Genomic DNA, 21139 nt, shown 5'->3' on the forward strand with positions numbered 1-21139 from the left:
GTCACCTCACAGATACTTCTCGGCCTCGTTGCAGACCTTGTCCATGCCCTGGATGGCCTTGTCGTAGGCCGCCTTGTTGTTGTTCGCCGCCGCGGCGAGCGCGGTGGTGAGCTTGTCGAGGCAGTTGGCGATGACCTTCTTCTGCCGGGCCTGCTCATCCCGGTCGTTGCGGGTGCCGGTGAGGTCCTGCTCGGTGTCGCCGAGCTTGTCCCGGACACCCTGGAGGTCGGCCTTGAGCTTCTCGATCTCCTTGCCGTTCGCCGTGATGGTGCCGTCCCGCTGGCTGACCTCGTTGGCCATCTTCTTCTCGGTCCGGCCCAGCTCGCTGTTGGTCGTCACATACAGGCCGGTCATCACCCCGCCCAGCACGAAGAGCAGCCCGGCCACCAGGGCCAGGACCAGCACCTTGTGGCTCTTGCCGGCGCCGCCCGACACCGGGGCGCCGAAGGGTGGGGCGGAGCCGGGCGGGGCGGACATCGGCTGCCCGTACGCCGGCCCGGAAGCCGGGGGCACGGACATCGGCTGCCCGAAGGCCGGCCCGCCGGGGACCTGCCCGGCGTGCGGCGCGGCGGCGGGCGACGCGCTGCCCGGGGTGTAGCCAGGCGACGCCGGCGGGGCGGACTGCGGGTAACCGGAGGGCCCGGACGGCGGGGCGGACTGCGGGTAACCGGCAGGACCGGACGGCGGCGCGGACTGCGGGTAACCGGCGGACGGGGCCGGGTTGTACTGCTGCGGCGCCGGCGGGGCCGGGGCGTACTGCTGGCCGGCGTCCGGCTGTTCGGGCGAGTACTGGCGGGGGCTGCCGTAGGTGGTGCCGGGCGGGGCGCCGCCTGACGGCTGCTGGCCGGGCCCGGCCGGCGGGTACGGCGGGTACGGCGGGTAGCCCTCCGGCCCGGTCGGTGGCTGGGACATTCGTTCTTCCTCCACGTGTGCTGGTCCGGGCGGCATGGTCCGCCGGGCCGAGGGGGTGAGCTGGGCGCTGACCGGGTCAGCAGATCTTGAAACCGTCGCAGGCGACCTTGATCGGTACGGCGAGACCGATCCCCTCGGCGTCACGGGCCTTGGCGGTCGCGATGCCGACGACCTGCTTGCTGCCGTTGATCACCGGGCCGCCCGAGTTGCCGGGGTTGATCGGGGCGTCGAACTGGATGACGGGGCCCTCGCCGCCGCCGGCCTCGCGGAAGGCACTCACCACGCCGGTGGTGACGCTGTCCTCCAGACCGAGCGGCGCGCCCACGACAACGATCTGCTGCCCGGACTTCACCGCGGCGGGTGCGGCGACCAGGCCGGTGAACTTGCCGTTGGTGCGCAGGTGGGCGACGTCGTTCGCCTCGTCGACCCGGACGATGGTCGCCGGGAAGCGCTGGTCGGTGCGCTCCAGGAAGACCTCCCGCTCACCGGTCTGCCAGAGCGCGTCCACCACGTGGAAGTTGGTGAACAGGTTGGTGCCCCCGCCGGCGGCCGGCTTGCCGATCGCGAACGCGGTGCCGGTGGAGTTGCCGGCCCGGACCCGGAACACGCTGGGCAGCACGGCGCTGGCGACGGCCTCCGGGTTGAACGCGGCTCCGGCCTGCTTCTCCAGCGTCCCCGCCCGGGACTCCAGACCCTCCAGTCGGGTGCCATCCGCCGCCTGCGCCGCCGCCAACCTGCTGTCGGTGTCGCCCAGCCGGTCCGAGAGCCGGTGGATCTGGAACGCCTGCACGCCCGTCACCACGGCCAGCAGGCCGGCGAGCACGAGCGCGGTGACGGTGAGCCCTCGCCCCTTCGCCGCCGGCACGGCACCCACCTGGGCTGCCCCGGAGGGGTACGGCTGCCCCGGTCCGGGGACCGGGGGGTGGTTGTGGGCGGGCGGCTGACCGGCGGCACCCAGTGGCGCGGACGCGGCGGGCCAGCCGGGACCCGGGGCGGCCCGGGGCGGCGTCGCCGTGCCCGGGGCGACGGACGGCGTGCCGCCGTGCCCCCAGCCGCTGGCGGCGGGCGCGGCGGTCGGGGCTGGTGGGGCGGTCGGACTGGCCGGGGCGGTGCCCCACTGGCCCGGCTGTGCCGGCGGTGACCAGGCGGGCCGGGGAGACGGGGCAGCTGAGGGCGGCCGGGGGGCGCCTGGCGGCAGGTAGGCGGGAGCGGTCGGCTCGATCCGGGGCGGCAGTGGCCCGGGACGAGCCGTCCCCGGCGGAAACCCGCCGTCGCCCGGTCCCGCCGGGCCCGTGTCCGCCGACCCGTAGCCAGCAGTCATGATCGCCTTGCCTCCCCGTGTACGCCCCGCCTCGTTCCGGGACCTGATGATGCCGTACCCGCGCAACGGCCCGATGGACCGTACCTGCGCCGACGGGCTTTGTCTTCCCCGATGTCCGGCTCCCGGGAGGGCGTCCGGCGGTCGTCCGGCCGACACACACCCGACCGGCTTCACCCACCGCGTCGCGTCGCGCACTAGGGTTGTCAGGTGACCGACGAACCACCCCTGCGCCGTCGGGCCGCCGAAAGCCGTACGGGAAACGATGCGCACCACCCGCCGTCGGCCCGTCCGGAGTCGGAGGCCGCGGGGATCGAACCGACCGCCGACGGGCCCGTACCGCTGACCGCACCGCGCGACGGCACGCCCCAGCCGGCGGCCTCGCCGGGCGAGCTGGACGAGGTCGTGGCCCGCTTCGCCACCGGCACCGGCCCCGTCGCCCTGGACGCCGAACGCGCCTCCGGCTACCGCTACAGCCAGCGCGCCTACCTCGTGCAGCTACGCCGGGCCGGTTCCGGCACCGCGCTGATCGACCCGCTGCCGCTGCCCGACCTGAGCACCCTCGACACGGTGATCGGCGAGGCCGAGTGGGTCCTGCACGCCGCCAGCCAGGACCTGCCCTGCCTGGCCGAGCTGGGCCTGCGCCCGCGCCGGCTGTTCGACACCGAACTGGCCGCCCGGCTGGCCGGATTCGAGCGGGTCGGCCTGGCCGCGCTGACCGAGCAGCTACTCGGCTACAGCCTGGAGAAGCACCACTCGGCGGCCGACTGGTCGAGCCGCCCGCTGCCGGAGTCCTGGCTGACCTACGCCGCGCTCGACGTGGAGATGCTGGTCGACCTGCGCGACGCGCTCGACGCGGAACTGGCCCGACAGGGCAAGTCCGCATGGGCGGCGGAGGAGTTCGCCGCGCTGGTACGCACCGGCGCCCGGCCACCGCGGGTTCGGGCCGAGCCCTGGCGCCGCACGTCCGGCATCCACCGGGTGCGCGGGGCGCGGGCCCAGGCCCGCGTGCGTTCCCTCTGGTACGCCCGGGACCAGATCGCGGCCCGGCGGGACGCCGCCCCGGGGCGGGTGCTGCCGGACTCGGCCATCGTGGCGGCGGCGGAGCTGGATCCGAAGGACGAGAAGACCCTGCTCACCCTGCCGGGCTTCGGTGGCCGTTCGGTGCGACGGCTGGCCCGCACCTGGCTCACCGCGTTGGACGACGCGCGGCAACTGCCCGACGACGCGCTGCCGCTCGCCCCGACGGTCGAGGGTCCTCCGCCGCCGCACCGATGGGCCGAGCGGGACCCGGTGGCGGCGGCCAGGCTGGCCCGGTGCCGGGAGGTGGTGGTCCGGATCGCTGGCGCACACCACCTGCCGCCGGAGAACCTGGTCACCCCCGACTCGATCCGCCGGCTGGCCTGGGTGCCCCCGGAGGAGGTCACCGAGGCGGCCGTCGCGGAGACCCTGCGGGGCTTCAACGCCCGAGAGTGGCAGATCGCCCTCCTCCTGCCCGCCCTCACGGAAGCCCTCCAGGACCCACCCCCCACCCCCTGATCCCCCACACCCCCGCTCACCCCGCCCCGGCCCGCGCCGTTGATCAAGAGGTTGTTGTCGCCGGAGACGGCGTGTCGCGACAACAACCTCTTGATCGATGCGGCGGGCCCCCGGAGGAGTGGGTGGGGTGTGGGGTTGGTTACATCCGGGGTGGGCGTCGGTGATGGTTACTGGCGAGTAGCATTCGGGAGAACATGCCCGTGCCGGCAAGGAGGCTCAAGTGCCCCGTGAAGTCCGGGATGTCGTCTTCGTTGACGGCGTCCGTACCCCGTTCGGCAAGGCGGGTGGCATGTACGCCAACACCCGCGCCGACGACCTGGTGATCCGCTGCATCCGCGAACTGCTGCGCCGTAACCCGCAGTTGCCGCCGGAGCGGGTCGAGGAGGTCGCCATCGCCGCCACCACCCAGATCGGCGACCAGGGCCTGACCATCGGCCGGACCGCCGCCCTGCTGGCGGGCCTGCCCAAGACCGTCCCCGGCTTCTCCATCGACCGGATGTGCGCCGGTGCCATGACCGCGGTGACCACCGTCGCCAGCGGCATCGCCATGGGCGCCTACGACGTCGCCATCGCTGGCGGCGTCGAGCACATGGGTCGCCACCCGATGGGCGAGGGCGTCGACCCGAACCCGCGGATCATCGCCGAGAAGCTGGTCGACCCGTCCGCGCTGGTCATGGGCGCGACCGCGGAGAACCTGCACGACCGAGTCCCGCACATCACCAAGGAGCGCACCGACGCGTTCGCGCTCGCCTCACAGCAGAAGACCGCCAAGGCGTACGCCAACGGCAAGCTCCAGGACGACCTGGTGTCGGTGGCGGTCCGCGACGAGGAGAACGCCTGGGGCGTGGCCACGGTCGACGAGGCCCCCCGGGACACCTCCCTGGAGAAGCTCGCCACCCTGAAGACCCCGTTCCGCCCGCACGGCAAGGTCACCGCGGGCAACGCGGCCGGCCTGAACGACGGCGCCACCGCAAGCCTGCTCGCCTCCGAGGAGGCCGCCCGCGAGCTGGGCCTGCCGGTCGCCATGCGGCTGGTCTCGTTCGGCTTCGTCGGCGTCGAGCCCGAGGTGATGGGTGTCGGTCCGATCCCGTCGACCGAGAAGGCGCTGCGCCTCGCCGGCCTGACCATCGACGACATCGGCCTGTTCGAGCTGAACGAGGCGTTCGCCGTGCAGGTGCTCGCCTTCCTCGACCACTTCGGCATCGCCGACGACGACCCGCGGGTCAACGCGTGGGGCGGCGCGATCGCCATCGGTCACCCGCTCGCCTCCTCGGGCGTCCGGCTGATGACCCAACTGGCCCGGCAGTTCGCCGAGCACCCCGAGGTTCGCTACGGCGTCACCGCGATGTGCATCGGCATCGGCATGGGCGGCACGGTCATCTGGGAGAACCCGCACTGGGAGGGTGGAGACAAGTGAGCGCGCTCGCCGCACCGAACGAGGTCGTCACCAGGGCGCTGCTGCGCCAGGTGAACGTACCGGGGCTGGACCGGCCGGCCGCCCTGATCACCCTGGACAACGGCTTCGACCACACCAAGCCGAACAGCTTCGGCCCGGGCGGCCTGACCAGCCTGGACGAGGCGATCACCGCCGCGCTGGCGGCGGACCCGGCGTTCGTCGCGGTCACCGGCAAGCCGTACGTCTTCTGCGTGGGCGCGGACCTCACCAGCCTCCCGCAGCTCGCCGACCGCGAGCAGGCTCTGGAGATCGGGCGGCTCGGCCACCGGGTCTTCGCCCGGCTCAAGGACAGCGCGGTCCCGACCTTCGCCTTCGTCAACGGCGCGGCGATGGGCGGCGGTCTGGAGCTGGCGCTGCACTGCCACTACCGGACGCTCTCCGGCGGCGCGACGGCGCTGGCCCTGCCCGAGGTCTTCCTCGGCCTGGTCCCCGGCTGGGGCGGCACCCAGCTGCTGCCGAACCTGATCGGCATCCCGGCGGCGACCCAGGTGATCATCCAGAACCCGCTCATGCAGAACCGGATGCTCAAGCCGAAGCAGGCCGCCGAGATGGGCATCGCGGACGTGCTGCTGGAGCCGGCGGACTTCCTGGAGCGGTCCCTGGAGTGGGCGGCCGGCGTCGTCCGGGGCGAGGTCACCGTGACCCGGCCCGAGGTCGACAAGGACATGTGGGCGGGCGTGCTCTACTTCGCCCGGCAGACCCTCGACCAGCGGCTGCACGGTGCGGTCCCGTCCGCGTACCGGGCGCTGGACCTGCTGGAGACGGCGAAGGACGCCGACTTCGCCACCGGCACCGCCGCCGAGGACGAGGCCCTCGCCGACCTGGTCTTCTCCGAGGAACTGCGCAGCGGCCTCTACGCGTTCGACCTGGTGCAGCGGCGGGCCAAGCGGCCGGCCGGAGCGCCGGACAAGGGCCTGGCCCGTCCGGTCACGAAGGTGGGCATCGTCGGCGCCGGCCTGATGGCCAGCCAGCTCGCCCTGCTCTTCGCCCGCCGCCTCCAGGTGCCGGTCGTGCTGACCGACCTGGACCAGGCCCGGGTGGACAAGGGTGTGGGCTACGTGCACACCCAGATCGAGAAGGCCGTCAGCAAGGGCCGGATGGACAAGGGCACGGCAGCCAAGCTGTACGGCCTGGTCAGCGGCTCGGTAGACAAGGCCGCCTTCGCCGACGCCGACTTCGTCATCGAGGCCGTCTTCGAGGATCTGGCCGTCAAGAAGCAGGTCTGGGCCGAGCTGGAGAAGATCGTCAAGCCGGAGGCGGTGCTGGCCACCAACACCTCCTCCCTGTCGATCACCGCGATGGCCGAGGAGTTGGAGCACCCCGAGCGGGTGGTGGGCTTCCACTTCTTCAACCCGGTCGCGGTGCTGCCGCTGCTGGAGATCGTCCGGGGCGAGCGGACGGACGACGCCACGCTCGCCACCGCGTTCGCCGTCGGCAAGCAGCTGAAGAAGTCCTCCGTGCTGGTCTCCGACGCCCCGGCGTTCGTGGTCAACCGGCTGCTCACCCGCTTCCTCGGCACCGTCTTCGCCGCCGTGGACGCGGGCACCCCGCTGGACGTGGCGAACAGCGCGCTGGATCCGCTGGGCCTGCCGATGCGCCCGCTCGCCCTGCTCCAGCTCGTCGGGCCGGCCGTCGCCTACCACGTGGGTGGCACCCTGCACGCCGCGTTCCCGGACCGCTTCGCCGTCAGCGAGAACCTCAAGCGGATCGCCGACTCCGGTCAGCCGATCGTCGTCGACGACCAGATCAACGACGAGGTGGCGAAGCTGCTCGTGGTCGGCGACCAGCCGCTCACCGCCGAGCAGGTACGCCAGAACGCGCTCGACGCGCTGGCGCAGGAGATCCGGCTGATGCTCGACGAGGGCGTCGTCGCCGAGGCGCAGGACATCGACCTGTGCATGGTTCTCGGCGCGGGCTGGCCGTTCCACCTGGGCGGCATCACGCCGTACCTGGACCGGACCGGCACCTCCGAGCGGGTCACCGGCCGGCGGTTCCTGCCACACGGGGCGGCGAGCCTGCCCGCCTGATCCACACCGCCCCCCCGCGTTCGCGGTGGTCGCCCCGTCCAGCTTGGATGGTGGTGGCCACCGCGATCGTCGTCACGGCCGGTCCGGTCGGGATCGGACAGCGGTACCGTGCGGTGGCTGGCTACGATCACCCGTTCGCCACCTCGCCTGGAGCTGATCATGTCCTCACCGCCGGTCGATCCCTGGTCCGGGCAGCCGGAGCACGACCCCCACTACGACTTCCACCCGCCGCGACCGGACGGCTATCCGGAACCGCCCGCCGCCGGTTGGTCGCCCCCGCCGGCCGGGCAGCCGCCGTACGACGGCCGCTGGCCCGCGCCGCCCCCCGGTCCCCCGCCGGCGGCCCAGCCGTATCCCACCCCGCCGCACTCCACCCCGCCGCACTCCACCGTGCCGTACTCCGCCCCGCCACACTCCACCCCGCCGCACTCCACCCCGCCGTACTCCGCCCCGCCGCACTCCACCCCGCCGTACTCCGCCCCACCGCACTCCGCCCCACCGCACTCCGCCCCGCCACACGGCGGATATCCCAGCACGCCACAGGCCGGCTTTCCGGCCGGTCAGTACGCCGGCTACCCGCCGCCCCCTCCCGTCAGCGGCGGACAGGGGAATTCACGCCAGCTGATCCTGGCCCTGGGCATCGTCGGGCTGCTGGTGCTCTGCCTCGGCGGGGGCGGCGTCGCCTACCTCGCCTACGAAGGCGATCGGAGCCCCGACCCGAAGCCCACCCTGACCGTGGCCCCTACCGGGGCGTCGAGCGCCACGCCGAGCGCCGCGCCGTCGCCGGAGTCCACCCCGTCGCCGGAGTCCAGTCCCGCCTCCCGGATCCGGGTCGTCACGCCGGAGACCCTCGCGGGTCGGGCGCGGAGCACCGAGCCGACGCTGAAGAAGGCGGCGGACGACATGGTCCAGGAGCTGAAGTCCTCGGTGCGCGGCGAGGCCGCTGTCGCCGGCGCCTTCTACGGCAGCGCCGACGAGCGGAACATGGTCATGGTGATCGCCGCCTCCACGTTCGTGCTCAACCCCACGAAGGAGCTCGACGACGCGGTGAAGGGGATGTCCAAGGGCCTGTCCGTGACGGGGATGACCACCATCGCCCCGGGCCCGCAGGGCGGGGTGGCCAAGTGCGGCAACGGCACGTCCGCAGGGGTGTCGCTGGGCGTCTGCGCCTGGGCCGACCACGGCAGCGTCGGAATCATCGTGATGTTCTTCTCCTCCGCGGCCGCCTCGGCGGCGGAGTTCGTCACCATCCGGGGGCAGGTCGAGCAGAAGTCCTGACCCGCACGGCAACGCCCGGGGCCCGTCCACGTCGTGGACGGGCCCCTTCGCGTCAGCCCGCCGTGGCGGCCCGCTCGACGGCGCTGCGCAGCACGCAGAACTCGTTGCCCTCCGGGTCGGCGAGCACCACCCAGCCCGAGCCGTCGGCGCGGCGTTGGTCGGAGACCTCGGTGGCACCGATGCCCACCAGCCGCGCGACCTCCTCGTCCCGGGTCCGGTCCGCGGGCTCCAGGTCGAGGTGCAGGCGGTTCTTCACCTCCTTGCCCTCCGGCACGGCCAGGAAGAGCACCTCCGGGCCACCCGGGGGCAGCAGCATGGCCTCCGAGTCACCGGGGAAGTCGTCCGGCTGGCGGGGGCAGTCGAAGACCTGCGCCCAGAAGCCGGCCAACGCGTACGTGTCGCGGCAGTCGATGCCGATGTTGTGGATCCGTGCGCTCACGGGTGTTCCTCCTCGATGGTCGTATCCGCCCGCTCCGCCGCGCCGCGCAGGACGCAGAACTCGTTGCCCTCCGGGTCGGCGAGCACCACCCAGCCCGTACCGTCGGCGCGTCGCCGGTCGCTCACCAGGACCGCGCCGAGGCCGAGCACCCGCTCGACCTCCTGCTCCCGGGCCCGGCCGGCCGGTTCGAGGCAGACGTGCACCCGGTTCTTGACCGTCTTGGCCTCGGGTACCCGTTGGAAGAAGACGTTCGGGGTGGCACCGCCCGGCGGCAGCAGCGCCGCCTCCGGGTCACCGGGGGCGGCGTCGGCGTGCCGGGCGTACCCGAGCACCGCCGACCAGAAGCCGGCAAGGGCATAGGTGTCGTGACAGTCGAAACTGATGTTGTGGATCCGTGGATACACGGGTTCCTCCGCTGGGGATGAAGGCGCCCCGCGTGCGAGAGGGTCAGCCGGCGAGACGGGGCGCGGAGATCATGATGGTGGACATCGACGCACCCCCCTCCGGTCCTCGGGCTGACCCAGTGATCCTTTCACCCGGCCAGCTTTCCCCGCAACCCAGGGTGACCCCGTCAGCGCCGGCCGGCCGGTTGCCCGGCGGTGACCGCGGGGGCGGCCTCCGCCGCTGGCAGGGTCACCGTGACCTCCAGCCCGCCGCCGGGCTGGGCGATCACCTTCACGGTGCCGCCGTGCGCGTCGCAGACCGCCCGGACGATGGAGAGCCCGAGGCCCGAGCCGCGCGCGCCGGTACGCTCCCGGCCGCCGCGCCGGAACGGCTCGAACAGGCCGGGCACGTCGGCCTGGTCCACCTCGAAGCCGGTGTTGCCCACCACCAGCCAGGACCGGCATCCGTCCGAACCGGTGCGCACCCAGAGCCGACCGTGCAGGTGGTTGTAGCGGACCGCATTCTCGATCAGGTTGCCGGCCAGCCGGTCGAGCAGCCCGGGATCGCCGACCACCGGCGCAGACTCCAGCGAGGTCTGCACGTGCAGCTTTATCCGCTCCACCTCCCGGCGTACCGCCGACAGGGCGTTGGCGGTGCCGGCGGCGAGGTCACACTCGGTGCGGCGGCCGAGCCGGCGACCCGCCTGTGCCTCGCTGCGGGCGAGCACCAGCAGGGCGTCGACCAGCCCGTTGGCCCGCTCGGAGGCGTCCCGGACCACGGTGGCCATCCGGCGATACTCGGCGGCGTCCGCCTCGTCGTCGCTGAGCGTCACGTCGATTTCGGTACGCATCACCGCCAGGGGAGTCCGCAGCTCGTGCGAGGCGTTGGCCACGAACCGCTTCTGCGCCTCGAACGCGGCGGCGATCCGGTCCAGCATCTCGTCGAAGGTCTCCGCCAGCTCGGCCACCTCGTCGTCGGCGCCCGAGTAGCCGATCCGCTGGTCCAGGGTGGTCTCGCCGAGCCGGCGGGCGGTGGCGGTGACCTGGTGCAGCGGGCGCAACGCCCGGCCGGCGACGGCGTACGCGCCGGCCACCCCGACGATGCTGATCGCCAGCAGCGCCACCAGGCCCTTGACCAGCAACTCCCCACTGGCGGCGTCGACCAGTTGGTGCTGCCACTGCGCGGCGTCCAGCGACCGGCCGTCGGCCAGCACCACCGTGGTGCCGGGAAGCAGCTCGTCGGTCGGACGCAGCGCGTCGCGGACCAGCAGCCAGGCCAGCAGCACCAGGATCGCGCCCGCGCCGACCAGCAGCACACCGTTGAGCAGGGTGAGCCGCAGCCGCAGGGTGGGTCGCAGCCGGGATCGCCGGGCCACGGCGTCGGCCTTCGTTCGCGACTGCGGGGCTCGCAAACCCGGCTCACTCCTCGCGCTCACAGCGCCACCTCGGTTCGCGACTGCGGGGCTCGCAAACCCGGCTCACTCCTCGCACTCACAGCGCCACCTCCGCCGTGCGGTAGCCCGCACCGACCACCGTCTCGATCAGCGGCGGGTCGCCGAGCTTCTTGCGCAACGTCATCACGGTGACCCGGACGATCGTGGTGAACGGATCGGTGTTGGCGTCCCAGACCCGTTCCAGCAGTTCCTCGCTGGACACCACCGCGCCGCGCGCCTTGAGCAGCTCGCAGAGCACGCCGAACTCCTTGTTGGTCAGGTCGACCGGCTGGCCTGCCCGGGTGGCCACCCGGCGGGCCGGGTCGAGAACCAGGTCGGCGAGTTCGAGCACCGGCGGCGCGGCCGGGGTGGCCCGGCGGCCGAGCGCCTGCACCCGGGCGACCAGCTCGTCGAAGGCGAACGGCTTCGGCAGGTAGTCGTCCGCGCCGAGCTGCAACCCCTCCACCCGGTCGGCGACGGTGCCGCTGGCGGTCAGCATCAGCACCCGGGTGAGTGTGCCGGAGGCGGCCAGCTCGGCGCAGATCTGGTCACCGTGCACGCCGGGCAGGTCCCGGTCCAGGACCACCACGTCGTACCGGGTGACGAACGCCATCTCGTGGCCGCTGTCGCCGTCGTAGGCGACGTCCACCGCCATCCCCCGCTTGCGCAGCCCGCGCGCGATCGCGTCGGCGAGGTTGCGCTCGTCCTCGACCACCAGTACCCGCATCCCGGCCTCCTCGTGCCCCTGACCACCCACAACCTAGTGCCGGCAGCCAAACCGGGCCGCACCCGCCGTCCCCGGTCGACCCCGTTGCAGAAAACCTTCGTCGTACGCGATGCTTTCGGCATCAACCTTCGCGACAGACGGGGAGACGCATGACCGACGCGGCGCCGAAGATCCGGTGGGACGTCGCCTACCGGGGCTTCCGCCTTCCCGACGACGCCGGGCTGGGGAGCCTGTCCGGGCTGCGCGCGGGCGGGCAGGGTCTCGTACTGGCCGAGCCGGCTGACCGGCTCGCCCACACCGGCGCCGACGGCCGCACCCGCCGGTACGCGGCCGGCAGCTGGACGTCCCCGCCCGTACCGGTCGGCTTCGGCGTGCGCGACGTGGTGCCTTCGTGGACCGGGGACACCCCCGGCGGCTGCTGGCTGCGGGTGGAGCTGCGGGGCTGGCACGACGACGCCCCGGCCACCGGGTGGTACGTCATCGCCGACTGGGCGGCCGACGACCACACGTTCCGCCGGACGTCCCTGCCCGGGCAGCGCGACGCCGACGCCCGGGTGGACACGGACACCCTGGTGGTGATGGATGCGACGGTCACCGGCTGGCAGGTCCGGATGACGCTGCTCCGGCCGGAGGACGCCGACGCGACCCCGGTGCTGCGCGCGGTCGGGGCGGTCGCCGCCGGCCCACGCCCGACGGCGGCGGTGACCGGGGTGACCGCGAGGACCCCCGCCGGCTGGGGCATCGTGCTGGACGTGCCGCGCTACTCGCAGCGGCTGCACGCCGACGCCCACCCGCAGTGGGGCGGCGGCGGGGACTCCTGGTGCAGCCCCACCTGCACCTCGATGGTGCTGGCCTTCTGGGATGCCGCCCCGGCCCCGACCCGGTACGCCTGGGTGGCCCCGGCCGGCCCCCGCCCGGTGGTGGTGCACGCCGCGCGGCACTGCTACGACCACGCCTACGCCGGGGCCGGGAACTGGCCGTTCAACACCGCGTACGCCGGCCTGCACGGCGTGGAGGCCTTCGTCACCCGGCTGCGCTCGCTGGCCGAGGCGGAGGCGTTCGTGACCGCCGGCATCCCGCTGATCGTCTCCGCCGCCTTCCGGGCCGGCGAGGTGCCGGGGCTCGACTACGACACCGCCGGACACCTGATGGTGCTGGTCGGCTTCACCGATGCCGGTGCGCCGGTGCTCAACGACCCGTACGCCCCGGACGACGACGCGGTGCGCCGGACCGTCGACCGGGACCGGTTCGAGGCCGCCTGGCAGGGCGGCAGCGGCGGGGTGACGTACGTGCTCCGGCCGCCCGGCGTGCCGCTGCCCCCGGCGCCGGAGCAGCCCAACTGGTGACCCCGGCGGCACGGCCCCGGCACCGGTCGCGCCACCCGGCGACACGCCGGGCTCAACCGCCGTACCGCCAGGCTCCGAACTCGCCGGTGCGCAGCCGGCACGACACCGTGTCCGCGTCACCCCGGCAGTCCCCGGAGGCGTCCCGGAGCACGTCCAGCACCCGGGCCCGGCCGGCGGCCACGTCCAGGTGGGCGACCACCAACCCGCCGCCGGCGGCGGCCGGTCGCACGGCGAGGAGCCGGTCGTCGGCGAACCACGGCATCAGCTGCCACGTGCCCAGGTCGGCGACCTGCCGACCAGTCGCCGCGTCGAGCACGCCGAACCGGTCGCCGACGGGCCCGGGCGCGACCGCCAGCAGCCGGCCGCCCTGTGCGGACAGCACCCCGAACCACCGCTGCCCGATCCACCGGACCGCGCCGGTGGCCGGGTCGACCGCGCTGAACCCGCCATTCCCCCGGTGCGCGCACAACAGCTCGCCGCAGTCCTGCACGTGCTCCACCAACGGCAGTCGCGCCTCCCACCGCAGCCGGAGCCCGTCCAACCCGTAGGCGGTCACCACGCCCGCTCGCGGCCGGACGACCAGCAACAGGTCGTGCGTCACCATCGTGTGCCCGGCCGGCTCGTCCAGGCGCAGGTCCGCCGCGTGCTGCAGGGTGCCCGAGCGGAGTTCGCGTACCTCGATCCGCCCGCCCGGGAAGGCCAGCACGATCGGCCCGCCCAACCCACTGCGGACGCTGTACGTCGCGCCCTCGCGCGGCGTCGGCACCGACCAGAGCGCCTGTCCCGAGGCCGGATCCACCGACCGTACGACGCCACCCTCCGCCCCGCCGGTCTGGATCAGCAGGACTCCGGTCGGGTCCCACCAGGGGTAGCCCGGCTGCCGCCAGCGTTCGTGGCCGGTCCCGGCGTCGAGGGCGACCGTCTGCCCGTCGTCCCGATCCCCGGTGACCGAGAACAGCACCACCCCCGGCCCGGTCTGGACCTGCCAGAACCGGCCCGCCGCCGGGACCCGGCTACGCCACACCGGGGCCGGCGGGGCGTCGTCGGCCGGCGCCCGCTCGGGCAGCGCGTACGCGCGCACCTCGACGGTCCCCTCGGGCTCCCCCTCGGCCGGTTCGACGACGTACAGCCGGTCATCGTCGAGGAACGCCTCCGCCCCGAGGCGGGCCGGCACGACGACCGACACCCGTTCGGACACCGGCGCGGCTCCCGCCACGGTGGCCACGAGAAACACGAGCGCCAGCGCGACCCGCAGCGGCCGGCCGACGGCGCGGGGCGGGCGGGGCGACGGCACCTCGCGATCCGGCTCGTCGCGCAGCTCGCCGAGGTCGATCAGCGTCATGCCCGCCCCTTCGCGTTCGCCGGCAGGGCGAAGGAGCGCGGCCGGTCAACGGGCATCCGGCAGCTCCCAGACGCCGAACGCGCCGCCGTCGCGCCGGCAGACAACCACCGAGCCGAGGGCTCCGCACTCCCCCACCACGCCGCGCAGCGCCGCCAGCACCCGGACGCCCTCCCCGCGCTCGTCGATCCGGCCGACCAGCAACCGCCCGTCCCGCTGCCGGCGGCGTACGGTCGTCTCGTCGGCCGAGCGCATCCCGCCGTCGACCTGCCAGCGGCCCAGCTCCCGCACCGGCCGGCCGGTCGCCGCATCGAGCAGCACGTGTTCCGCCACGCCGCCGAAGTTCCGCCGGACGGCCAGCATCCGGCTGCCGACGGAACCCAGCAACGCCACGTCCTCGGTCTGCCACCGCATGGTGCCGGTGGCCGGATCGAGCAGTCGAATGCCGGACGACCCGTCCTCGACGCAGATCAGGAGGCCGCAGTCGAAGGCGTCCGGCTTGTCGGCCGGGCCGCGGGGCATGCTCCACCGCTGGCGCAGGGTGGCGGTCTCGTAGCCGGTGAGCGCGCCGAGCCCGTCGGAGAGCAGCACCAGCTCCTCCGTGACCGTCAGCACCCTGGGCCGGCCGGTCGTGGCGGGCACGGCCGTCGCGCGCAGCACCGCGCCCGTGTCCGGGTCGCGCAGCTCCAGCCGCCCGCCGGCGAGCACCGCCAACAGGGACACCCGGGGGGCCCGCCGCGGCTGGTGCACGTCCTCCACGGCGAGCCGCTGCGTCCACCGGACGGCGCCGCCGACGACATCGACCGACCGCAGCACGGACGTGCCCGACGCATCACGGCCCCACACCAGCAGGTGCCCGGCCGGGGTCACCCCGTCCAGCCACCCCTCGCCGCGCCAGCGCACCCCGCCGTCGCCGACGGAGAGCCCGACGACCTCGCTGAGAGTCTGCGCCCTGACCGTCTCGATCACCATGAGGTCACCGACCCGCACAGCCTGGGACAGATCCCCCGTGCCCGGCATCGGCACCCGCCACAGCGGACGGCCCGAGGGCAGCCGGTGCGCCGCCAGCCGGGGCACCGGGTCGGCGTCGGGCACCGCGCCGGGCCCGCTCCGGTCGACCACCAGAAGCAGGCCACCGACGGCCAGGACGTACGCGTCCGGGCTGGCCGGGATCGTGGCGCCGGTCGGCTGTGTGGGCCACGGTGCGGCGGCGGCCGGCGCCACCAGGCAGAGCAGGGCCACCAGGGCCGGAGCCCAGCGGCGGAGGGATCGGCCCGGTCCCGGGTCGGCTGGCGCCGGGGTGTCCCGCCGCTCGCCGAGGTCGATGACCGTCACGTGCCGTCCTCCCCGTCACACCGTGGCATCCGGCGGACCGGCAAATCGACCGTGGGGGCACCGGCCCGGCAAAAGCGACGCCGGAACGCCTGTACGATGGCCCGTCGTGGCTGTGCCGGTGGTAGACCCCTCGCTGAACTCCGTCTCCGAGCCCGTCGCGGCCGAGCCGACCTGCCGGCCCCGGCGCAGGCCGTCCCGCGCCGACGTACTGGCCATCGGAGCCTATGTCCTGCTCGGCGTTTTCGTGTGCCTGAACTACTGGGTGGACGTGCAGAACCGGGTGTCGTCGCACCTGCCCACCGACCACAGCTGGTTCGAGTGGCTCTTCTCGCACGGCGCGTACTCGGTGCGGCACCTGGAGAACCCGCTGTTCACCGAGCGGCAGAACGCCCCGGACGGGGTGAACATGATGGCGAACACCTCGCTGCTCGGGGTGACGCTGCCGCTGGCGCCGCTGACCATGCTGCTCGGCCCGCAGGTCATGTACGCGCTCTACCTGGGCGGCGCGCTGGCCGCGACCGCCGGCACGTCGTACTGGATGCTGTCGCGGCACCTGGTGCGCTCCCGCGCGGCGGCCTTCGTCGGCGGCGCGTTCCTCGGTTTCGCGCCGGGCATCGTGCACCACGCCAACGGCCAGCCCAACTTCGTGTCGAACTTCCTGCTGCCGCTGATCGTGGTGCGGGTGTTCCGGCTCGGCGAGCCCGGCCGGTGGCGGCGCAACGGGATCGTGCTGGGCCTGCTGGTGGCGTACCAGATCTTCATCAACGAGGAGATGCTGCTGCTCACCGCGCTGGGCTGCCTGGTCGTCGTGATCGCGTACGCGATCTTGCGGCCGGCACGGACGCGGGCGGTGGCCGGCACCTTCGCCGCCGCGCTCGGCGTGGGCGGCGGGTTGGCGCTGCTGCTGACGGCCTACCCGATCTGGTTCCAGTTCAACGGCCCGCAGTCCTACCGGGGGTTGCAGGGCGGGGTGTTCCACAGCTGGGGCGAGGACCTGGCCGCCTTCGTCACCTTCGCCCGGGACACCGTGGCCGGCGACGAGGCGGTGGAGAAGACCATCGGGCTGACCGAGCAGAACAGCTGGTTCGGCTGGCCGCTGGTGCTGCTGTCGCTGGTGGCGCTGGTGCTGCTGGTCCGCCGCTCGTTCATCGCCCGCATCCTCGCGGTGCTGGTGGTGGTCTTCACGGTGGCCTCGATCGGTCCGAAGGTGCGGATCAACGGGGTGGTGACGGAGACCGACGGCCCGTGGGCCTACATCTCCGAGGACCTGCCGCTGGTCGAGATGATGATGCCGACCCGGATGGCCCTGGTGGTGACGGCGGCGCTCGGCGTGCTGCTCGCCCTGGCCTGGGACGCGGTCGCCGGCAACGGCCGCCCGCCGGTCCCGGCCCCCCGTTCCGGCGACGACACCGCCGACACCGCCGGGCCGCGCCGCCGCTGGCTGCGGCCGGTCGGGTACGCGGCCGTCGCGCTCGCCGTGCTGCCACTCTTCCCGCGCCCGCTGCCGGCGCAACCCGTCGACCCGCCGCCGCACTTCATCACCGCCGGCGGCTGGCGTCCGTACGTGCCGCAGGGCCGGACCCTGGTGCCGGTGCCGATCCCGAGCAACGTGCACGGCCTGCCCACGCTGCGCTGGAGCGCGCTGACGCAGCACGCGTTCCCCGTCCCCGGCGGCTACTTCATCGGCCCGAACGAGCTGGGCGAGGGTGTCTTCGGCGCGCCGAACCGGCCGACCAGCACCCTGGTCTACGCCACGATGGACAAGGGCGCGGTGCCCGCGCTCACCGACGAGAACCGCCGCCAGGCGGTCGAGGACCTGCGCTTCTGGCGGGCGTCCGTGGTGGTGCTCGGCGCGCATCCCCGCGAGGCGGTGCTGCGCGAGCTGATGACCGCGCTGATCGGCCCGCCGCAGCGCGTCGACGACGTGTGGCTGTGGGACGTCCGTCCGCTGGTCGGCTGACGGCTCAACCGACGAGGGGGCGGACGTCCCAGACGCGGGCGCCGGCCACCTCCCGGCCGGGGCCGAGAAGCGCGTCGACCGTACGGCGGACGGGGTCGCCGTGGCGCAGTCCGCCCTGGACCACCACGGCGGCGCGCCAGTGGCGCAGGTCCTCGACCGCCTGCCGGCGGTTCTCGTCGGTGACCACCGGCACCTCGCCGGTCTCGGCCACCCGGCGCAGCAGTACGGCGGTGGGGCGGTCCGGCGCCCCCCACCGGGCGGCCGGGTCGTCGGCGGCGCGGGGGCCGATGAAGTAGCCGCCCGGTGCGGGGAAGGCCAACCCGGTGCGGGCCGACCAGAACATCGCCGGGCTGACCCCGGCGCCGGTCACCGGCGGCACCGCGACCAGGGTCCGGCCCGGCGGGATCTGGGCCCGCCAGCCACCCTCAGTCACGAACGCCGGCACCGGCCAGGCCGGCACGGTCCGGATCGGAGTGGGGATCAGCGGCAGCAGCGCGGCGGCCACCGCCCCGCCCCAGAGCAGCCGCACCGGCACGCCACCCGCCCGTGGCCCCGCCGCGGAATCGGGGCGCAGCCGGTCCAGGGAGAGGGCGAGCAGGATACCCAGCACCGGAATGCAGACCAGCGGGAAGCGCGCCGGCACCGCGTGGTCGAGCAGTGGCAGTTCGGCAACCAGCCGGTACGGCCCGGGGATGCCGGTGGGCGTGCCGTCCAGGCGGACCTGCCCGCCGAGGGAGAGCATCGCGAAGAACAGCCCGCAGACGGCCAGCGCGCGGACCAGCGGCCGGCGCCACATCCAGATCACGATCACCACGGCGAGCACCAGCAGCCCCGGGCCGAAGAAGGAGTTCTCCTCGGTGGGGTTCGGGGCGAGCAGGCCGGGCAGGTGGTCGTCGCCGAGCACCGTCTGCCGGGCCGAGGCGGGGAACGACGCGGCGTCGAGCTGGTAGCCGTACGCGTGGAAGGGCATTCCCCGGTAGTGGCCCGGACCGAAGAACTGGAACCACAGCGGGTACGCCAGCAGCGGCAGCGAGACCGCCATCCCGACCCCGAGCCGGCCGAGCAGGGCGGGCGCCAGCCGGCGGGCCGCCACCCGGTCGGCCGCCGCGTACGCCAGCGCGAACGTCCCGGCGGCGAGGACCAGGAAGACCAGCACCTCCTCACCGAGGAAGACCTGGTACGCCACCAGCAGCCCGAGCAGCGTCCCGTGCCGCCACACCCGGCGCGGGTTCGGGTGGAACACCAGCGCCAGGATCGCCGGCACCAGGAACTGCGCCGCCATGTGCAGGTGCGCCCCGGCCTGCGCGATCATGCCGGGGGCGAAGCCGCAGAACAGCCCGCCGACAGCCGCCGCCACCCGGGAGTCGACCAGCCGGCGGCGCAGCAGCACGTACCAGGCGGTCGCGGTGCCGGCGAGGCAGCAGACCACGGCCACCAGGAACGCGACCTGCGAGCCGAACAGCAGGGTGACCGGCGTCAGCGGCACGCCCAGGCCCAGCACCGAGGTGTTGGCCATCAGGTTCACCCCGTCCGGGGCATTCAGTTCCGCGCTGTACAGCGGGTTCTCCAGGCCTGACACCGCCCACGCCGTGCGGGCCAGCATCCACTCGAAGAGGATCTGGTCCCCCGCCTGGTGGAACAGCCGCCCTGGGCGCCCCCACTGACCGACGGTCAGCAGCACCGCCAGGACGAGGTAGCCGGCGACGACCAGCGCGTCCGCGGCGCGTACCGGCAGCCGGCGGAACCGTCGGACGGGTGCCGCCTCGGTGGTACCGGTCGCCGCCGGGGCGGCCATCAGGCCGGCTGGTCGGTCAGTGTCCGGACGTCCCAGATCCAGACGTCGAGTTCCCGGCGGCCGGGGCCGACCAGTTGCTCGACGGTGCGGCGCAGCTGCTCGGAGTGGTGCTGGCCGACCGGGAGCACCAGGATGGCCGCCCGCCAGTGCCGCAGCTCGTCCAGCGACCGTCGGCGCTGCCGGTCGTCCAGCTTCGGGATGCGGCCGGTCGAGGCGACTTCCTCCAGCAACTGCCCGACCCCGCTGGGCCGGCCGCCGAAGCGACCGGGATCGCCGGTGTTTCCGTTGCGCGGTGCCAGGAAGTAGCCGCCGGGGATCTTGAAGTCGAGGTTGGTGGAGGCGGCCCAGCGCATCCCGTGGGTGTGGCCCATGTTCGGCACCGGGATCGGCACCAGGGTCTGGTCCGGCCCGACGTAGCCGCGCCACCGGTCGGCGGTGATGAAGTCCGGCACCGGCGGGCGGGAGGTCACCTTCAGCGGCATCGGCGCGATCGGCAGCAGCGCGAGGACGAGCCCGGCCACGGTGAGCGTACGCAGCGTCCGCGGCTCGACCGGCAGCGACCGGGAACGCTCGACAGCGAGCGCCAGCAGGATGCCGATCACCACACTGGTGATCAGGCCGAACCGGGTGGGCACCACCGCGTCGAGCAGCGGCAGCCGGACCAGCCACTCCCAGGGCCCGGTGATCAGCTCGCGGTCCCACCAGGACACCCGCTCGCCGAGGGAGAGCACGGCGAAGAACACCCCGGTCGCGGCGAGCGCCCGCACGAGCAGCTCCCGCCGCAGCCAGGCCACGATGCCGACGGCGATCAGGGAGAGGCTCCAGCCGAAGAAGGCGTTCTCCTCCGAGTAGTTCGGGGCGAGGTTGACGTTCGCGCGTTCGGCGCCGCCGATCGTGGGCGAGCCGGGCGCGAAGAAGGCCGCGATGTCGTTGCCGTAGTCGCGGACCGCGTCGCTCAGGCCGTGGTACGCCATCGGCCCGGCGAACTGGATGTAGAGCGGGTACGCCAGCAGCGCCCCGGCGAGCACGGCGCAGGTCGCGAGGGCCTTGGCCAGCGGTCGCCAGGCCGCCGACCAGAACGCGGGCCGCTGGGCGAGCACGGCGAGCAGGAACACCCCGCAGGCGAGCGCGGTGAAGAGCAGAATCTCCTCGTTGATGAACGCCTGGGCGGTGACCATCAGGGCGAGCAGCACGCCGTCGCGCCACGGCCGCCGGGACCGGGTGATGACCAGCACCCGCCAGACGATGAACGGCAGCAGGAACTGCGAGATGATGTTGGGATGCCAGTTGGCGTGCGACAGCATCGCCGGCGAGAACCCGCAGAACCAGCCGCCGACGGCCGCCGCCAGCGGGCTGCGCACGACGTGCCGGGAGAGCACGAAGTACCAGGCCGAGGCGGTGCCGGCGAGCGCGAGCGTGACCAGCACCACGAAGGTCACGGCCGGGCCGAAGAGCAGCGTCACCGGCACCATCGGGATGCCCAGCGCGAGGATGGCCGTGTTGGCCATCAGGTTGACCCCGTCGGGATAGTTGAACTGTTCGGTGAAGAACGGGAACTCACCGTGCAGCACCACGCGTACCGAGTGGGCGAGGAAGAACTGCACCTGGGCCGGGTCGCTGCTGTAGAGCGAGGCCACCCGGCCGGCCGGGTCCACCCAGATCTGGCTGGTCACCCACACCGCGGCGAGCAGGAACAGGCCGAAGACGGTGAGATCCTGCCGCCGCCGGCCCCACCGCCGCGGCCGGGCCGCGCGGTCCACCCCACCGGCCTCCCCGGAGTTGGCGCCGGCCGGCACGGTGGCCGCCCGGGAGGTGGCGTCGGCCGGCACGGTGGCCGCCCGGGAGGGGGCCG

16 protein-coding genes are annotated in these 21139 nt (G+C 74.0%); 6 read left to right on the top strand and 10 right to left on the bottom strand.

Annotated features, from left to right (window positions below; translation table 11 throughout):
* Window positions 1-6: 6 nt before the first annotated feature.
* Complete coding sequence (locus GA0070608_RS01465; RefSeq protein ID WP_091620242.1) at window positions 7-912, bottom strand: hypothetical protein; 906 nt, start codon at window positions 910-912, stop codon at window positions 7-9.
* 76 nt (window positions 913-988) lie between these two features.
* Window positions 989-2233: a S1C family serine protease gene (locus tag GA0070608_RS01470; protein ID WP_091620245.1), complete on the bottom strand. Its 1245-nt coding sequence runs from the start codon at window positions 2231-2233 to the stop codon at window positions 989-991.
* A gap of 207 nt (window positions 2234-2440) precedes the next feature.
* On the opposite strand from GA0070608_RS01470, the gene GA0070608_RS01475 reads away from it, so the two are divergent.
* The 4 genes from GA0070608_RS01475 to GA0070608_RS01490 all read left to right on the top strand — a co-directional run bounded on the left by GA0070608_RS01475 (window position 2441) and on the right by GA0070608_RS01490 (window position 8530).
* Window positions 2441-3769: a ribonuclease D gene (locus tag GA0070608_RS01475; protein WP_091620249.1), complete on the top strand. Its 1329-nt coding sequence runs from the start codon at window positions 2441-2443 to the stop codon at window positions 3767-3769.
* A 220-nt stretch (window positions 3770-3989) separates the two neighbouring features.
* Window positions 3990-5186: a thiolase family protein gene (locus GA0070608_RS01480; protein ID WP_091620253.1), complete on the top strand. Its 1197-nt coding sequence runs from the start codon at window positions 3990-3992 to the stop codon at window positions 5184-5186.
* On the top strand, window positions 5183-7252 hold the full coding sequence (locus tag GA0070608_RS01485; protein WP_091620257.1) for a 3-hydroxyacyl-CoA dehydrogenase NAD-binding domain-containing protein: 2070 nt from the start codon (window positions 5183-5185) through the stop codon (window positions 7250-7252). Before GA0070608_RS01480 ends, GA0070608_RS01485 begins: the two co-directional genes overlap by 4 nt.
* Window positions 7253-7411: 159 nt before the next feature.
* Entirely contained in the window at window positions 7412-8530 is a 1119-nt protein-coding gene (locus tag GA0070608_RS01490) for a hypothetical protein (RefSeq protein WP_091620262.1), read from the top strand.
* A gap of 52 nt (window positions 8531-8582) precedes the next feature.
* Here the strand turns inward: GA0070608_RS01490 and GA0070608_RS01495 are convergent, their stop codons facing one another.
* From GA0070608_RS01495 to GA0070608_RS01510, 4 genes are all read right to left on the bottom strand, one after another.
* Window positions 8583-8969, bottom strand: coding sequence for a VOC family protein (locus GA0070608_RS01495; protein WP_091620265.1), 387 nt, complete (start codon window positions 8967-8969; stop codon window positions 8583-8585).
* Window positions 8966-9373, bottom strand: a complete 408-nt coding sequence (locus GA0070608_RS01500; RefSeq protein WP_091620270.1) for a VOC family protein — start codon at window positions 9371-9373, stop codon at window positions 8966-8968. The genes GA0070608_RS01495 and GA0070608_RS01500 overlap by 4 nt, the downstream gene beginning before the upstream one ends.
* A gap of 167 nt (window positions 9374-9540) precedes the next feature.
* Complete coding sequence (locus tag GA0070608_RS01505; protein ID WP_091620273.1) at window positions 9541-10728, bottom strand: sensor histidine kinase; 1188 nt, start codon at window positions 10726-10728, stop codon at window positions 9541-9543.
* A 115-nt stretch (window positions 10729-10843) separates the two neighbouring features.
* Window positions 10844-11512 (bottom strand): response regulator transcription factor, encoded by a 669-nt coding sequence (locus GA0070608_RS01510; protein WP_091620276.1) that lies wholly within the window; start codon window positions 11510-11512, stop codon window positions 10844-10846.
* A 149-nt stretch (window positions 11513-11661) separates the two neighbouring features.
* On the opposite strand from GA0070608_RS01510, the gene GA0070608_RS01515 reads away from it, so the two are divergent.
* Window positions 11662-12858: a C39 family peptidase gene (locus tag GA0070608_RS01515; RefSeq protein WP_091620280.1), complete on the top strand. Its 1197-nt coding sequence runs from the start codon at window positions 11662-11664 to the stop codon at window positions 12856-12858.
* A 52-nt stretch (window positions 12859-12910) separates the two neighbouring features.
* On the opposite strand, the gene GA0070608_RS01520 is transcribed toward GA0070608_RS01515, so the two are convergent.
* Together GA0070608_RS01520 and GA0070608_RS01525 are read right to left on the bottom strand one after the other, a co-directional pair.
* Window positions 12911-14200 carry an outer membrane protein assembly factor BamB family protein gene (locus GA0070608_RS01520; RefSeq protein WP_091620285.1) on the bottom strand — a complete coding sequence of 430 codons (1290 nt, stop codon included), beginning with the start codon at window positions 14198-14200 and terminating at the stop codon, window positions 12911-12913.
* A gap of 45 nt (window positions 14201-14245) precedes the next feature.
* Window positions 14246-15532 (bottom strand): PQQ-binding-like beta-propeller repeat protein, encoded by a 1287-nt coding sequence (locus tag GA0070608_RS01525; RefSeq protein WP_091620288.1) that lies wholly within the window; start codon window positions 15530-15532, stop codon window positions 14246-14248.
* A 106-nt stretch (window positions 15533-15638) separates the two neighbouring features.
* Here GA0070608_RS01525 and GA0070608_RS01530 point away from each other — a divergent pair, with 106 nt between their 5' ends.
* Window positions 15639-17492 carry a DUF6311 domain-containing protein gene (locus GA0070608_RS01530; RefSeq protein ID WP_091620291.1) on the top strand — a complete coding sequence of 618 codons (1854 nt, stop codon included), beginning with the start codon at window positions 15639-15641 and terminating at the stop codon, window positions 17490-17492.
* Between the two features lie 4 nt (window positions 17493-17496).
* On the opposite strand, the gene GA0070608_RS01535 is transcribed toward GA0070608_RS01530, so the two are convergent.
* Together GA0070608_RS01535 and GA0070608_RS01540 are read right to left on the bottom strand one after the other, a co-directional pair.
* The gene (locus GA0070608_RS01535) at window positions 17497-19287 is read right to left on the bottom strand and encodes a DUF6311 domain-containing protein (protein WP_091620295.1); all 1791 of its coding nucleotides are present in this window, start codon (window positions 19285-19287) and stop codon (window positions 17497-17499) included.
* Entirely contained in the window at window positions 19287-21116 is a 1830-nt protein-coding gene (locus GA0070608_RS01540; protein ID WP_411970801.1) for a DUF6311 domain-containing protein, read from the bottom strand. The genes GA0070608_RS01535 and GA0070608_RS01540 overlap by 1 nt, the downstream gene beginning before the upstream one ends.
* Window positions 21117-21139: the final 23 nt, after the last annotated feature.

The organism is Micromonospora peucetia, assembly GCF_900091625.1.
Lineage (GTDB): Bacteria > Actinomycetota > Actinomycetes > Mycobacteriales > Micromonosporaceae > Micromonospora > Micromonospora peucetia.

Coding starts and splice junctions, on each gene's coding strand:
- GA0070608_RS01465 (WP_091620242.1), bottom strand. CDS start 912: ATGTCCCAGCCACCGACCGGGCCGGAGGGCTACCCGCCGTACCCGCCG.
- GA0070608_RS01470 (WP_091620245.1), bottom strand. CDS start 2,233: ATGACTGCTGGCTACGGGTCGGCGGACACGGGCCCGGCGGGACCGGGC.
- GA0070608_RS01490 (WP_091620262.1), top strand. CDS start 7,412: ATGTCCTCACCGCCGGTCGATCCCTGGTCCGGGCAGCCGGAGCACGAC.
- GA0070608_RS01510 (WP_091620276.1), bottom strand. CDS start 11,512: ATGCGGGTACTGGTGGTCGAGGACGAGCGCAACCTCGCCGACGCGATC.
- GA0070608_RS01515 (WP_091620280.1), top strand. CDS start 11,662: ATGACCGACGCGGCGCCGAAGATCCGGTGGGACGTCGCCTACCGGGGC.
- GA0070608_RS01520 (WP_091620285.1), bottom strand. CDS start 14,200: ATGACGCTGATCGACCTCGGCGAGCTGCGCGACGAGCCGGATCGCGAG.
- GA0070608_RS01535 (WP_091620295.1), bottom strand. CDS start 19,287: ATGGCCGCCCCGGCGGCGACCGGTACCACCGAGGCGGCACCCGTCCGA.